The 12919-nt window shown below is 43.9% G+C and carries 13 protein-coding genes and 1 pseudogene; 3 read left to right on the top strand and 11 right to left on the bottom strand.

The features are described from left to right. Positions 1-353: 353 nt before the first annotated feature. The 6 genes and pseudogenes from MKY23_RS12925 to MKY23_RS12900 form a co-directional block, all read right to left on the bottom strand. Positions 354-1268 (bottom strand): phosphotransferase, encoded by a 915-nt coding sequence (locus MKY23_RS12925; protein ID WP_154958730.1) that lies wholly within the window; start codon positions 1266-1268, stop codon positions 354-356. A gap of 135 nt (positions 1269-1403) precedes the next feature. Continuing rightward, positions 1404-1539, bottom strand: a pseudogene (locus MKY23_RS12920) (IS1595 family transposase); the annotation flags it as partial. 83 nt (positions 1540-1622) lie between these two features. After that, positions 1623-2231 carry a DUF1349 domain-containing protein gene (locus MKY23_RS12915; protein ID WP_154958731.1) on the bottom strand — a complete coding sequence of 203 codons (609 nt, stop codon included), beginning with the start codon at positions 2229-2231 and terminating at the stop codon, positions 1623-1625. Between the two features lie 184 nt (positions 2232-2415). Continuing rightward, entirely contained in the window at positions 2416-3270 is an 855-nt protein-coding gene (locus tag MKY23_RS12910; protein WP_154958732.1) for an NAD(P)H-binding protein, read from the bottom strand. Further along, positions 3260-3706 carry a nuclear transport factor 2 family protein gene (locus tag MKY23_RS12905; RefSeq protein WP_154958733.1) on the bottom strand — a complete coding sequence of 149 codons (447 nt, stop codon included), beginning with the start codon at positions 3704-3706 and terminating at the stop codon, positions 3260-3262. Before MKY23_RS12905 ends, MKY23_RS12910 begins: the two co-directional genes overlap by 11 nt. An 80-nt stretch (positions 3707-3786) precedes the next feature. Further along, positions 3787-4371, bottom strand: coding sequence for a TetR/AcrR family transcriptional regulator (locus tag MKY23_RS12900; RefSeq protein WP_154958734.1), 585 nt, complete (start codon positions 4369-4371; stop codon positions 3787-3789). Between the two features lie 164 nt (positions 4372-4535). On the opposite strand from MKY23_RS12900, the gene MKY23_RS12895 reads away from it, so the two are divergent. Beyond that, positions 4536-4901 (top strand): iron-sulfur cluster biosynthesis family protein, encoded by a 366-nt coding sequence (locus tag MKY23_RS12895; protein ID WP_308721880.1) that lies wholly within the window; start codon positions 4536-4538, stop codon positions 4899-4901. A gap of 632 nt (positions 4902-5533) precedes the next feature. Further along, positions 5534-6310, top strand: a complete 777-nt coding sequence (locus MKY23_RS12890; RefSeq protein WP_253494887.1) for a M15 family metallopeptidase — start codon at positions 5534-5536, stop codon at positions 6308-6310. A gap of 207 nt (positions 6311-6517) precedes the next feature. Here the strand turns inward: MKY23_RS12890 and MKY23_RS12885 are convergent, their stop codons facing one another. Beyond that, on the bottom strand, positions 6518-6757 hold the full coding sequence (locus tag MKY23_RS12885; RefSeq protein WP_154889456.1) for a hypothetical protein: 240 nt from the start codon (positions 6755-6757) through the stop codon (positions 6518-6520). A 137-nt stretch (positions 6758-6894) separates the two neighbouring features. Here MKY23_RS12885 and MKY23_RS12880 point away from each other — a divergent pair, with 137 nt between their 5' ends. Then, complete coding sequence (locus MKY23_RS12880; RefSeq protein ID WP_339838571.1) at positions 6895-7527, top strand: nitroreductase family protein; 633 nt, start codon at positions 6895-6897, stop codon at positions 7525-7527. Positions 7528-7656: 129 nt separating this feature from the next. Here MKY23_RS12880 and MKY23_RS12875 read toward each other — a convergent pair whose 3' ends face one another. The 4 genes from MKY23_RS12875 to MKY23_RS12860 all read right to left on the bottom strand — a co-directional run bounded on the left by MKY23_RS12875 (position 7657) and on the right by MKY23_RS12860 (position 12839). Further along, a complete protein-coding gene (locus tag MKY23_RS12875; protein ID WP_339838568.1) occupies positions 7657-8835 on the bottom strand; it encodes a leucine-rich repeat domain-containing protein in 1179 nt (392 codons plus the stop codon). A 341-nt stretch (positions 8836-9176) separates the two neighbouring features. After that, entirely contained in the window at positions 9177-10421 is a 1245-nt protein-coding gene (locus tag MKY23_RS12870) for an aminopeptidase (protein ID WP_339838565.1), read from the bottom strand. A gap of 114 nt (positions 10422-10535) precedes the next feature. Next, on the bottom strand, positions 10536-12149 hold the full coding sequence (locus MKY23_RS12865) for an AMP-binding protein (RefSeq protein WP_339838562.1): 1614 nt from the start codon (positions 12147-12149) through the stop codon (positions 10536-10538). A 324-nt stretch (positions 12150-12473) separates the two neighbouring features. Beyond that, on the bottom strand, positions 12474-12839 hold the full coding sequence (locus MKY23_RS12860) for a cupin (RefSeq protein WP_308721885.1): 366 nt from the start codon (positions 12837-12839) through the stop codon (positions 12474-12476). Positions 12840-12919: the final 80 nt, after the last annotated feature.

Below are 12919 nucleotides of genomic sequence, written 5' to 3'. Positions count from 1 at the left end.
ATATAGTGCTACCTCTAATCCTCATCGAGCCATCCTATGAACGTACTTGAGCATTCTCTGCCAGAATACAATTTTTCGCTAGCTGCCTCATGAAGCATTCATTGAATGTAACGCGATTAAACATTAAAGCTATGTTAAATTCTAATGTTGATATTTGACCATAAGAAAACCGCCTTTGTTGAAAAGGCGGTTTATTACAATCGTGTCCCGTTAGCGCAACGACTTACTCTGTTGAATTCCGTGTTCGTAGATGTAAAGCGGCGTCTGAGAAGGCGGATCATACCTTATCGCGACTATAAACGCCAAAATGGTGTTGATAGCCATAGCCTCTTAGCCGGAACGAAATAATGAACCTAATCCGACAGTGCCCGCATGATGTTGGATTTCGCTTCTGCCGCAATCGTTTCATTCCCGTCATCGATCGCTTGCATTAAGATCAGTATAGGTATGTATACAGCGATCAGACGCGCCAGCAACTTCGTTTCCTCGTCCGCTCCTCCGTACGTTTCAAAAAACACGCCGCGAGCGTATGGTGGTAAAAAGCTATAAGCAATGCTCAAATCGCAAGCCGGATGACCTACACTCAGATCCCCCCAATCAATGATGCCGGAAACGATCCCTTTCTCATTCACAAGCATATTTTTGAAATGAAGATCTCCATGTAGCACTTTATTCACGGCCTTGACACGGTCCTGTGGCAGACTGCCAATATATGCTTCGATTGCACCGAACTCTTCCGGCGACAAGTGTTCGACTACCTTCGATAGAAAACCCTCCATTTTCACTTTGCGCGATGCGATGTCCGTCAAGTTTCGATGATCTTGCTGAACTCCGCACTCCAGCGCCGCCTGCACCGGAAACTCATGTAATCTCCGCAAAAATTTCGCCAGCGTCTCTGCCGATAAAGCCCGGCGTTCTTCCGCCAAACCAATTGGGAAATCTCCTGGCACGTGGGCATAGCCAAGAAATGGTGCCGGGTATTCGTCACTTGCTTCGCCATAGAATAACGGTTTCGGATAAGGGATGGTCAAATATGCATCCAGCTTCGGTAGCAGCTTCCCTTCCATACGAATCGGACCAACTGCAAACGTTCTTCTTGGAAACCGGAACACGTACTCGTCACCGATGAGAAAAACCGTATTGTCCCAGCCCCATCCCAATCGCTTCACTTGCTTTGATGACAGCTGAGGGAATTGTCTGCCGATCAGCGTCTGCGCCTGCTCTTCATTAACCTCCCACTCCGCATCCCATACATTCGTTTCCCCCATAAATTGTCTGCCTCCTCGTTTCTTACGTTATTTAGATGTTTACATTCCCTGAAAGTTATGCATAACTGCCCTTTAGCTTAACAAGAAGAAGCAGAAAACCGAAGTTTTTTTATTCTTACAATCGAAGCAATCCTTCCATTTCTTCAATTGGCTGTGGTAGCTGTTTACATTTTGGATAGGGTACACGCCTTTCAGGCGTTGTTCTCCGTCGGATTTGAATCGGTAATGAGTCATGGCCTTCTGAATTCGCATATGAGTTAAATGCCCTCCATCATCCATCCGATAAAACGAACCCTCATACATCTTCTATACATTTTGATTCACTGATTCCCTTACAGAATCTATTCTCTGCGTTTACCCGCTAATTGGTGGATCGGTATGCAAGTCTGCATCTGGTGGAGTATAGGTCCATCTTGTAAAAGCAACCTCAAAGCCTGCCCGTTTAGGCGAGCAAAGGAACGGTCCTGCCTGCTTATTGGTTGGATAAGCAAATCTCGCCACTCGAATCGTACGCCAAGGATGCTCATCTGTACGCGCACGAATGACAACGGATTCCTGGTGATACGATGCACGAATGGTAACGATTCGTCCCCCCCACTCCGGTACAGGTGAGAGTGACCAATCTGAAAATTGATCTGTGACAACAGCGCCCACATGCACAATGCCATCATTGACTTCAACCCCGGCTTTAATCCACTGATGTTCTCCATGCCACAGCATTAATCCCGCCTGATCATATAATTCTGTAAAAGAACTTAGATCAAACGAAACTTCAACAGCTTGTTCCCCATCCCACGGCGCAAGCAAGGCATGGCCATTTCGGTGACAGAAACCATAGAACGTCTCTTCCCAAAAATCGCTGCCCTCCTGAGCCTGTACAATCAACCTCTCTCCATCATGTTGGGTATAGACAGGCTCGGTTGTCCAGCTTCCTCGTTCAAGGTTTGTAAAGTTGACGGACATCTTCATTCCCATCCTTTCTGCTTCGTCTATACATGTAGGAATTCGACGTATCCTGTACATTTACCTTGTAAACTACCTCATAATCTACCTTATATGCTTCACTTATGCTCTTACCTCTTGTAATAATAGATTATGCAATGATCTGATACTCACCAAGATTTTCTCATGAAATTTCTCCACTATGCTACTCCATCATCTGTTTTGAAAACAAGCGCTCAATGGATCGTGGTTGATTACCCGTTACGCGAATAACAGTATCCGTTACCTGATCTTCTCTTCCTTCCTCTCTAATATGAGTGTCCAAACCTGCAAGCATTATCGCATAATTCTCAGGCATCCCTACTTGAATCATCTGGTTTCTTAAAGTCTCTTCCGATAACGATTCATGCTGGATTGGCTGATTTAATATTTCACTGGCTTTCTGCGCCACCTCTGCATAGGATAACGATTCCGGTCCCGTTATGATGTGCTCTCTATTATGAGGCACAGTATCGGTTAGGGCATGAAAGGCAACAGCTGCTATATCGTCCGCACTTACAAAACCGATTCTCCCCTCACCCGTTGCACTATATATTTTGCGAAACTGGGCAATCGACTGTCGATGAGGACCCTCCGTGAAATTTTCCATAAAATAAGAAGGACGTAACACAGCCCACTCTGGCGCAAGCTTTTTCAAGGCTTGATGTACTTTGCCAAAAACGGGCCCTTCTTCATCGACAGATGCACTTCCCAGCAACACAAAACGCTTCACTCCACTCCATATCGCTTCCTGAATGAAAGGAAACATCACTTTCTCTGGATTCATATCCATCTGTGGCACAACAAGATAAATTTGATTAATACCCTTTAGTGCTGCGCCATATGTCGCAGGATCATACCAGTCAAAGTAGACATGATTCCCACGAGAATCTGTGGACGACGGAAGCTTTCTTCCAGCCAAACGTACCGGATAACCTTGTTTCTGTAGCTGTGCAGCCACTCGACTTCCTGTCTTGCCACTCGCTCCGGTAATGAGTGTAAGAGGTTTCTCATTGCTCATCTACAACACCTCCCATTTCCGATTCCATTACGACAAGAGGATTCCAATAGTCTCTGTAATGCGTAATTTTGTCACCATCATAGCTGACGACAGAAATATATGTTTGATTGTATGGCTTCCCTGTACTCAGAAATACGCCTTCACAAGTGAATTCTGCTACAAATCGTTGTTGGTCTGAATCGATTAAAATGGTCGGTTCGCTAAATTGATGAATTTTGAGAAATTTAAACAACGCATTCACATGATTGAAAATGGCTGATTTCCCTTCCAGCCGCTGCGGATAACCCGGAGGTGAATAAGGAAATTCAAAAATGGCATCCGTGGTAAACAGCTCTGCCCACTCATCAAGTTTCCCCTCAAGCAAAAGCCCTGTGAAGTGTTGCATGATTTGCTTGGGCACATTTTGCTCATTGTCCACCTCTTGTTGTTCTTTCATTTTAAACCCTCTCCTTTTCGGACTAATCAGTCTAGAATAGTTAAAAAAATAAACGCTTAAGGCGTTCATTTATTAATCGTTTAATCCAAAACCTTCAAAGTCGTTTGCACAAGTTCCCGCATTTCTTCCTCACTAGCACCACTCTTCGCCGTATATGTGAACGAAAGCCTTGAATAGTTAAGAAACCGTGCGATACGATGCAGTTCTTCTTCTTGTAACTGTAACTCTCCCGTATTGCACCCTCGTAAAAGTGCTGTGTAAAATACGTTCTCCATCCAGCGATTATTCGCCTGTATAAACGCAGCGATCTCATGTTGCTGAGGTGCCTGTTCTATCGCGCTGTTAATGATAAAACATTCGTTGCGCCGATCCGGATCGGCTAACACGTTCACCACCTCTTCAAACAATTGTTGCATACCCTCACGTACACTGCCGCTTTGTTCTAACAGTTGTGTCGATGCTTCTGTTTTCTGCTGCACATAAAATTTCAGAGCAGAGACAAACAAATCATGTTTTGTTCCGTAGGTGTCATAGAGGCTTTGCCGGGCAATGCCGAGTTCATTAAGTAATACCGTTAACGAGGTCCCTTCATAACCATAAGCGCCAAAAACAGAAGTCGCTTTTCGTAATACTTGTTCTGTGTCAAACTCTTTCGCTCTTCCCAACTGGTGTCCCCACCTCCTCTTCGTTAAACACATCTTACACTTTCCAGACTGATCAGTCAAGAAAATGAATGATTTAATTTTCGACAAAGTGGTATAATGGCATTACAGGCTGAATGTTCCTTAACCATTTATGACGAGGTCAATATATAGAGGAGTGAAGCGATATGCATATGCAAATTACTGATCTGGCGGCACAACGTTTAACAACAAGTTTGAATGATCAACCGGGTTATTTCAAAGTATTTTACGATATGGAAGGCTGTGGATGTAACGGTGTTGTCGTACTGCTGATTGTTGATGAACTGGCTGCGCTGGATGAGCAGATTGAAACCAACTTTGTTCCATTCTACGTGGACCCCAAACACCAGCTTAACCTGGAATCAAACATGAAGCTGGATGCACAAGAAAACTTTCCTGCCTTTACTTTGAGCAGTGATTCGGGTGTAATCAGCAGTAATCTCAGACTCCGGGATACACGTGCTGCCGCAGTAGGTACACCTAGTGCGGAAAATGCATGTACACTATCCTAAACAGCAGGTAAGCAGAGTATTGTCACCCTTGTAGGAAAGCCTGCAAAGATGATTTTTCCAGCTTTCTCAAGCACCAGATGCTTGGAGCAACTTCTAATGATCATGAGGAACCTTATTTAGCTCCAAAATAGTAAATTGAAAATCTAACGATCACCAGTAACGTTATTTAACCTGAAAGCAGTATTTGATTATAAAAATGGGCTTTTTTCGTAGAATAAGCACTGTGGTGATCGTTAGATTTTTTACAGTTTACTGGGTAAAAGCCTCGAGTTACTCGCTTAAATTGTTTTACTTGCTTGTGCCTTGAATTTGCTGATGAATAACTTGGCCCTCCCTGTTTATTCCCTTTATACTCTATATTTTGTGCTCTTTATGTCTTTACTCACTTTCATCTTTTTCCTTTCTCCCCCACCGTTTACATTTCTCCTTCCAGCATCTTTTGCCCGGTAGCAACCGATTTTCTAGGACCTTCATCCTGAAATATGCGATATTCGAACTTTCATCTAATTTCCCAATAAAATAGATTCTAGCAAACTTTGTTTACAAGTCGGAAACATTTGGAGAACCTATGGACATAATCCTCCAGTATACTTGGTTTATAGATTAATATATTCCAAGGAGGAATTCCCATCATGTCATCATTTACTCGCAAATCCATCATATCGACACTTCTGGTTGGCTCAGTGCTTGCAAGCACAGCGTTTACTACACTTCCAATCAACCAAATCTTTAACCCGGTTGCCTCTGCGGCAAGCTCAAGCTTCTCTCAATTTCTGAGAGATAACGCACCAAGCCGTACCGTTACGACCTCTAGCAAAGGCGTTGCTACCGTGACGAACCTATCCAGCACTGTTGTGCTTGTGAATAAAAAAAGAAACCTACCATCCACTTACGAGCCGAAAGATCTGGTCGTTCCTAACATCCCATTCAGCTTCTCCGGCTCAAGTCCCAAGAAACAGATGCGTAAAGTCGCAGCAACAGCAATGGAGAAATTGTTTGCCGCCGCGAAAAAGGATGGTATCGATATCAAAGCTGTATCCGGCTACCGTTCATATGCTACGCAGAAAGCAATCTTTGACCGTAATGCCAGCATCAAAGGCGAAGCTGTTGCTAACAAAACAAGTGCTCGTCCAGGACAGAGCGAACATCAAACCGGACTCGCCATGGACATTTCCAGCGCTTCGGCAGGTTATGATCTTCAGCAAAGTTTTGGCAACACCAAAGAAGGCAAATGGCTGAAAGCCAATGCCCACAAATACGGTTTTATTATCCGTTATGGCAAAGATCAAGAGAAGTTAACCGGATATTCATATGAGCCTTGGCATGTCCGTTATGTTGGTGTCTACATTGCTGGCGAGATTACTAGCCAAAAATTAACTTTGGAGCAATATTTGGAACGTGCAAAATAAGCTCTCGGTCGGCAAGCAGCTTAGTAACTCAACCTCTTCATTTGCAGATCGATACCTGGAGAACGGGGCACACTCGCCCCTTCTCCATATAAATTACAAGATAGCTATAGTTCCAGGAAAGCATCTGTGCACCAATGTATTCTGAGAAAGTGTTCTTGATTGCAGTCACGTATCCCACACGGTTACAGATCAACTATTCAACATTTTTTAGACTCCAGCAATACGCCGAATCAAAACAGGCAACCGTTTTACACCTTCGGTACCCGCCCAGGAACTTGCCCCTGCCAGTAAATCGTTGTGGCTCAGATAAAAGGCTGTTTTGTATACAATGTAACCCAGTATGATCTCCACCACCACAAACTTTTTAAGGGCAGAGGATTCAAAGACATAAACCTGGAACTCACGATGCCGCCAAGCTGATTTTAATCTGAGGATGAATGATCTCATGACTCACCTCTGCTGTTTTCTACTAGCGTATGGCGAGCATATCTTGTCTTATTCAAAAATAATACTTACATAAAGTAATTAAGTATGTTATATTCACTTTATAAGCAAGCAAACTATACATAAGTGAGGTAAACAACATGAGCGAACTGGACCAATTGATTAAAAACCGAAGATCTGCTGTTATTTTTGAAGAGGGAATTGAAATTTCAGAGTCCGAACTGGAAGAAATGTTTGCTTTGAACAAATTTGCGCCATCCGCGTTTAACCTGCAACACACTCATTATCTTGTATTGACCGATGAAGCTCAGAAAGAGAAAGTATATCAGGCTTCTCAGCAGTACAAGGTGAAAACAGCTTCTGCGGTCATTATCGTGTTAGGGGATGTCAATGCACATCATCATATTCGCACGATTAACGAAGGACTGCTTAACTTAGGCGCACTCACGCCTTTTCAATACGAGCAGGAATCACAAAGTGTTATCGAATTCTACGAAACTCGCGGCAGATTTTTCCAACGTGAGGATGCCATCCGTAACGCCAGCCTGTCAGCGATGCAATTCATGCTGATCGCTCAGGATCGTGGCTGGGATACTTGTCCGATGATTGGATTTAACGCTGAGGAACTGCAGCAAAGTCTTAACATTCCGGATCATTATGTAACTGCGATGATGATCACCATTGGCAAAAAATCAGAATCCAAACAGCGTCCGCGCGGGTATCGTAAACCTATTCATGAATATGTTAGCTTTAATAAAATGAATGCCGAATAACTGTTATCCGATCTTTTTCCTAAAATAAAAGTGCTTGAAAAGCCACGACTTCGACTTCGTGGCTTTTTCGTGTGTAGAACTTAATCAAGTTACTGACTGCCTTAATAGCCTTCTTAACATTCCGTTGTTTCAATACGTTTCATATATTAACTCATCCGAGATCTGGAGATCGCTATCGAATTCAGCATAGATATAGAGCTGCCCGGCTGGCGTATCGCCAGCATCAAATCCCAACTTTAATCTGCCATCTGCTTGAAATTCTATATCTGCTAGCACCAAAGTATTTACATCCTCGTCTGGATGAGCGTTACCAATCATATGAAGCGCCTGCTCTCGCAGGACATGCCATTGTTCCCAAGCAGCTTCGAAAGAAGCAGACAATGCATCCATACCGGCCTTCGTTGAAATTTGTGCCGTAACACACAGTTCTCTTCCTTCCTCCTGCAATTTCATATGATATATCGTCGTTTCATTATCATATTGAAATGTACCCATGCCTGGAACTTCATGATCCGGTTCCATGATGAGATTATCACCGTACTGCATGCGCTCCATCTTGGAATTACAGCTCACGTCAAGTGATTTTAACTTATTTTCAGAACAATATAGTTCCGCAAGTTCGGTATTATTACGTAAATCCAGTTCACGAATATGATTATTGAAACAACGAACACTTTTCAGACGGTGATTGGAACGGAGATCCAGACTTTTAAGGTGATTGTGATGACAGCGAAGCTCCAGTAAAGCAGGACAGCCAGTGACATCAAGCTCAATAAGATCATTGCTCGAACAATCCAAATAAGTTAGGTGCTCATTACTTACCATATCCAGTGAGAAAAGTGTGTTGTAGCTGCATGCGAGTCTTTGCAATTGCTTTAGATGCTCTACTTTCAGTTCAGAGAGCAAATTCCAGTTACATTCAATCGCTATAAGCTTATGATTCTGCGAAAGTTCCAGTTTACGCAAACAATTAAAGCTACAATCTAATGTTTCAAGCTCTGTATTGGAGTTCAACTTCAGCTCAACAATTTGATTTTCTCTGCATAATAACGTTTTCAACTTCAGATTATGTTCAACATTCAGACTGATCAACGCATTATACGTGCAATCGAGCACCTTAAGTTCGGTGAAATATTCAATGCCTTGAAGATTTTTCATACCAACTTTGGGAAGCTCCAGGGTCTCCACTTCACTCACATCTTGTGCCCGAATATAACCCCGTTGATCACAATAATTTGCTAATATGTATTGCTTGAAAAGTTCATCTGTAAAGGCGTTTGTAATATCCATTCCATCCATATTCATCATCTATTCTCCTCCCTAACCACTTTTACGTACGGCTCACTGTACATATCATATTATGCCTATTTTATGAGTTCTTCGAGTGGTTTACAATGCTACCAGACTATCATTTTCACGATTCCTCATACGGCTGAGGGTATTCAGAAAACCTGGAATGAGATGATTCCACAGTTGCTTACACTTCACATGTTTTATCCCAGACTTAGTCTTATATGCTCCCTAATGACTGAATATAAACAGAAAAGTGACTTCCATTGAAGTCACTTTTCTACGTTGCATCTGTTATTGATTTGACTACACTAGAATTGCACTTATACTTTCATCGTAAACAGACTATGCATTTCATATTAATATGCCCAGTTTCCTTTGCGGAATACCGGCTCAATCGTACCGTCCTGTAACTCCCCGTCGATGTCCAGTTCCGCAGAACCAATCATGAAATCGACATGTGTCAGGCTTACATTGCATTCATGTTTCAACAGTTCTTCATTCGACATCGATGTGCCACCCTTCATGTTGAACGGATACGCACTTCCGACAGCCAGATGACAGGATGCATTCTCATCAATGCCCGTATTATAGAAAATACGATTCAGATTCGAGATTGGCGAATCATGCGGCACGAGCGCCACTTCTCCCAAGTAACGAGCCCCCTCGTCTGTCGCAAACAGGTTCTTCAGATGCTCTTCGCCAGAAGCCGCTGTATACGCAACAACCTGACCATCTTTAAATGTAATTCGCATCTGATCTACCAGCTGTCCGTTCAGATTCAGCGGCATCGTACTACTAACATAACCGTTCACACCGCTACGCTTCGGCATCGTAAATACCTCTTCTGTCGGCATATTCGCGACGGTGTAGACCCCTTGTTTGTTTTCACTGCCGCCACCGCCCCAGATGTGGTTGTCTACCAGTTCAATTTTCAGATCCGTACCTGGTGCACGATAGTGCAAACTCTTATAATTTTTCTGATTGAGTAACTCACTCATTTTGTTCAACGTCTCAATATGCTCTTTCCAGTTCTGTACAGCATCTCCGCCGTCCACACGATTCATCTTGAAGATGGTATCCCACATCACGTTGATGCGATCTTCCTCAGGAATGTCGGCAAACACTTTATTGGCCCAAGCTTTGGTTGGCGCTTTGATCAGACACCAGCTGATGTCATGGTTACGTGTATATTTGGAATATCCTTTGCGTGCCTCTGCTGCCGCTTTGGTTGCACGGGATACTTTGGTCGCTTCGATTCCGTTGTACAAGTCTGGGTCAGGAACTTTAATTGTCAGTGTTGCTCCTCCAGCTTCGGCGAAACGTTCCATCATGTCGCCTTTCCACTTCGGATAATAGTCAAAGCTATCATCCGAACCATGCTCAAACCGGCTACGTGTAATATTATCGTCCTCGAAATCGACTTGTACATAGTTAGCTCCGGCCGCGTAAGCTTTTTGGGCGATTAGACGTGTAAACTCCAATGTTTCAATCGGTGCTGTTACCAGTAGGTCTTGTCCCTTCTGGATATTCACACCAACCTTGACGACCAGTTCAGCGTATTGTTCCAATGATGTTGCAAAAGATTGTTCAAACGAGCTCATGTTAGGTTCACTCCTGCTTCGGTAAGATTTCAAATTGCTGTATTCTCAAACTTCATCAATCAAAAATGTTATTTCATCTTTAGCCTCTATATCACTCTATACACAGTCCGCAAACTAACCGTTGCGTTTTTCCTGTTCACGGAGTTCAATGCGGCGAATTTTACCTGAGTTGGTCTTGGGTAGATCCGTTACAAATTCAATTTTGCGTGGATATTTGTAAGGTGCTGTCCATTCCTTCACATGTCTTTGCAGTTCATGCGCGAGTTCCGATGAAGCCTGGGAAGGGTCTCGGAGCACAACAAAAGCTTTGACAATGTTGCCCCGAATTTCATCCGGACTTGCAACGACAGCACACTCTTTCACACTCGCATGTTTCATGAGCGCTTCTTCCACCTCAAACGGCCCAATGGTATATCCCGAACTGATGATAATATCATCACTGCGGCCTTCAAACCAGAAGTACCCTTCTTCGTCTTTGCTTGCCCGGTCACCTGTGACAAAATACTCCCCGCGCTGGTTCGCTTCCTTGCGACCCTCGTCCTGATAATAAGCACGGAACAGCGCTGGCATGTCTTGATGCACAGCAATATCTCCAACCTCCCCAGCAGGTAGAGGTTGTCCATCTTCACCGATAATCTCGATCAATCCCGGGGTAATGGACTGACCCATCGAACCTATGCGCACAGGCGCATCCTTCAAACTGCCAATTAACAGCGTGCTTTCCGTCTGTCCGTAACCATCACGGATGGTGAGATCGAAATGGCGCTGGAAGATTTCAATCACTTCCTGATTCAGCGGTTCTCCCGCCGATACAGCGCTACGAAGATGGGATAAATCATAATGTCCGAGATCATCCGTTTTTGCCATCAGGCGGTATTCCGTCGGTGTACAGCAGAGCACGTTAATCTGATGCGCCTGCATCAACTCCAGGTAACGCTTCGGCTGGAATGAGCCGTTGTATACCAAACCTGTTGCCCCTCTTCCGAGTACCGACAGGAACGGGCTCCAGATCCATTTTTGCCATCCAGGTGCTGCTGTTGCCCACACCGTATCTGTCGGCTGAATATCCAGCCATAACGTGGATGCTATCCGCAGATGTGCATAACCCCAGCCGTGGCTATGTACGACGCCCTTTGGATTGCCCGTCGTGCCAGAGGTATACGCCAGAATAGCCATATCATCACGGTGCGTCTGAACAGCAGCCATTTCATCCGGCTGATTCTGCATCAATTGATGTACGTTAACCCAGCCTTCTCCAGGAACACCATGGTCTTCGTTAGGTGATGCAACGATACGATGGGCAAGTGCTGGCAGGTCGGAATCCATTTTCTCCACTTCTGATGTGGTCTCAGACCATACAATGACTGCCTTCGCCGATGAATGCCGCAGACGGTATTCCAAATCTTTCGCACGTAGCATCTCCGAAGATGGAATCACAGCAATGCCAAGTTTCAGACATGCAATATATATCACATAAGCGATAATCCGGCGTGGTACCATGACCAGCACCCGATCTCCTTTCGCCAAACCAAGTTCACGCAGTCCTCCAGCCAGACGGTTCGCCTGTTTTAACAAATCACCGTACGTAATCTCTTCTACTTCTTTCTGATCGCTGAGCCATCTAAGTGCAATCCGGTCTGACGGGTGATTCTCCATCTCGGATGTCAGGTTATAGTTTTCAGGCGCAATCCACTGTTCAAAATTCAAATGGAGCCTCTCCTTTATCATTCAAATATATATAAATTGAATAGGTTTACACATCCACTACGATGACAGAATAACCTTCCCATCGCTGTTATCCCCAGATTTTTTTGATTCCCTTTTCTAAAGGGAAAATCCGGTGATAAAGGCGAATCTTATGCTTACGATGTAGCTTTCTTACAGAAAGCTTTTAACTTCGCTTCTCCAGGTTTTTTCTGTCCTCTCCGTTTACGTGTAAAAAAGTTCATTTATATAGCTTCTTTATATTATACATCAAATCCTATGACCAGGTACTATGAACAACAACCTTTTTATCATAAGAACGCGACTTTCTCATTCTATTCGTGATATCTAGAGGTCACTTTCTTTGGGAGTCATGTATGCTGAGGGGTTCAATGCTTCACTCTCGATGACAATAGCTGTTAGACCGATCTCTGATATGGTTTCATGCCATTCTCCGTTTTCCCAAAAAACAGCTTCTCCCGCTTTTATTTCGATAAAATCATCGTTCCCGCTTCGGACCCGTCCTGCTCCTGTCATAATGAGCATTAGTTGCGGTGAATTCGCCTGGTGGTATCCGACCACACCATTAGCGGGGATATGCATACAGCCTATATGCGCGTTCCCACTCGTTTGAATGATTCGCGACATCACAAAGTCGGAATCAAATTTCGTGATCTGTTTGCCGCTCTCTTGATCAAATCGATAAAACTCCATGATGCATCTCCCTTTCTTGCTCATCTGATAACCTAATAACGAATCATTCCAGTATAAACCTTATGCTACTCGATACGCCA

The organism is Paenibacillus sp. FSL R7-0272 (assembly GCF_037969905.1).
Taxonomy (GTDB): domain Bacteria; phylum Bacillota; class Bacilli; order Paenibacillales; family Paenibacillaceae; genus Paenibacillus; species Paenibacillus polysaccharolyticus.
Note: the sequence above shows the minus strand (reverse complement) of the source record. Positions and strands in the feature narration are given on the sequence as shown.

What these genes read in the sequence shown, in the direction of transcription:
- MKY23_RS12870 (WP_339838565.1), bottom strand. Translation starts at nt 10,421, where the DNA reads ATGAGCTCGTTTGAACAATCTTTTGCAACATCATTGGAACAATACGCT.
- MKY23_RS12865 (WP_339838562.1), bottom strand. Translation starts at nt 12,149, where the DNA reads ATGATAAAGGAGAGGCTCCATTTGAATTTTGAACAGTGGATTGCGCCT.
- MKY23_RS12910 (WP_154958732.1), bottom strand. Translation starts at nt 3,270, where the DNA reads ATGAGCAATGAGAAACCTCTTACACTCATTACCGGAGCGAGTGGCAAG.
- MKY23_RS12885 (WP_154889456.1), bottom strand. Translation starts at nt 6,757, where the DNA reads ATGAGATCATTCATCCTCAGATTAAAATCAGCTTGGCGGCATCGTGAG.
- MKY23_RS12895 (WP_308721880.1), top strand. Translation starts at nt 4,536, where the DNA reads ATGCATATGCAAATTACTGATCTGGCGGCACAACGTTTAACAACAAGT.
- MKY23_RS12925 (WP_154958730.1), bottom strand. Translation starts at nt 1,268, where the DNA reads ATGGGGGAAACGAATGTATGGGATGCGGAGTGGGAGGTTAATGAAGAG.
- MKY23_RS12875 (WP_339838568.1), bottom strand. Translation starts at nt 8,835, where the DNA reads ATGATGAATATGGATGGAATGGATATTACAAACGCCTTTACAGATGAA.
- MKY23_RS12915 (WP_154958731.1), bottom strand. Translation starts at nt 2,231, where the DNA reads ATGTCCGTCAACTTTACAAACCTTGAACGAGGAAGCTGGACAACCGAG.
- MKY23_RS12880 (WP_339838571.1), top strand. Translation starts at nt 6,895, where the DNA reads ATGAGCGAACTGGACCAATTGATTAAAAACCGAAGATCTGCTGTTATT.
- MKY23_RS12860 (WP_308721885.1), bottom strand. Translation starts at nt 12,839, where the DNA reads ATGGAGTTTTATCGATTTGATCAAGAGAGCGGCAAACAGATCACGAAA.
- MKY23_RS12890 (WP_253494887.1), top strand. Translation starts at nt 5,534, where the DNA reads ATGTCATCATTTACTCGCAAATCCATCATATCGACACTTCTGGTTGGC.
- MKY23_RS12905 (WP_154958733.1), bottom strand. Translation starts at nt 3,706, where the DNA reads ATGAAAGAACAACAAGAGGTGGACAATGAGCAAAATGTGCCCAAGCAA.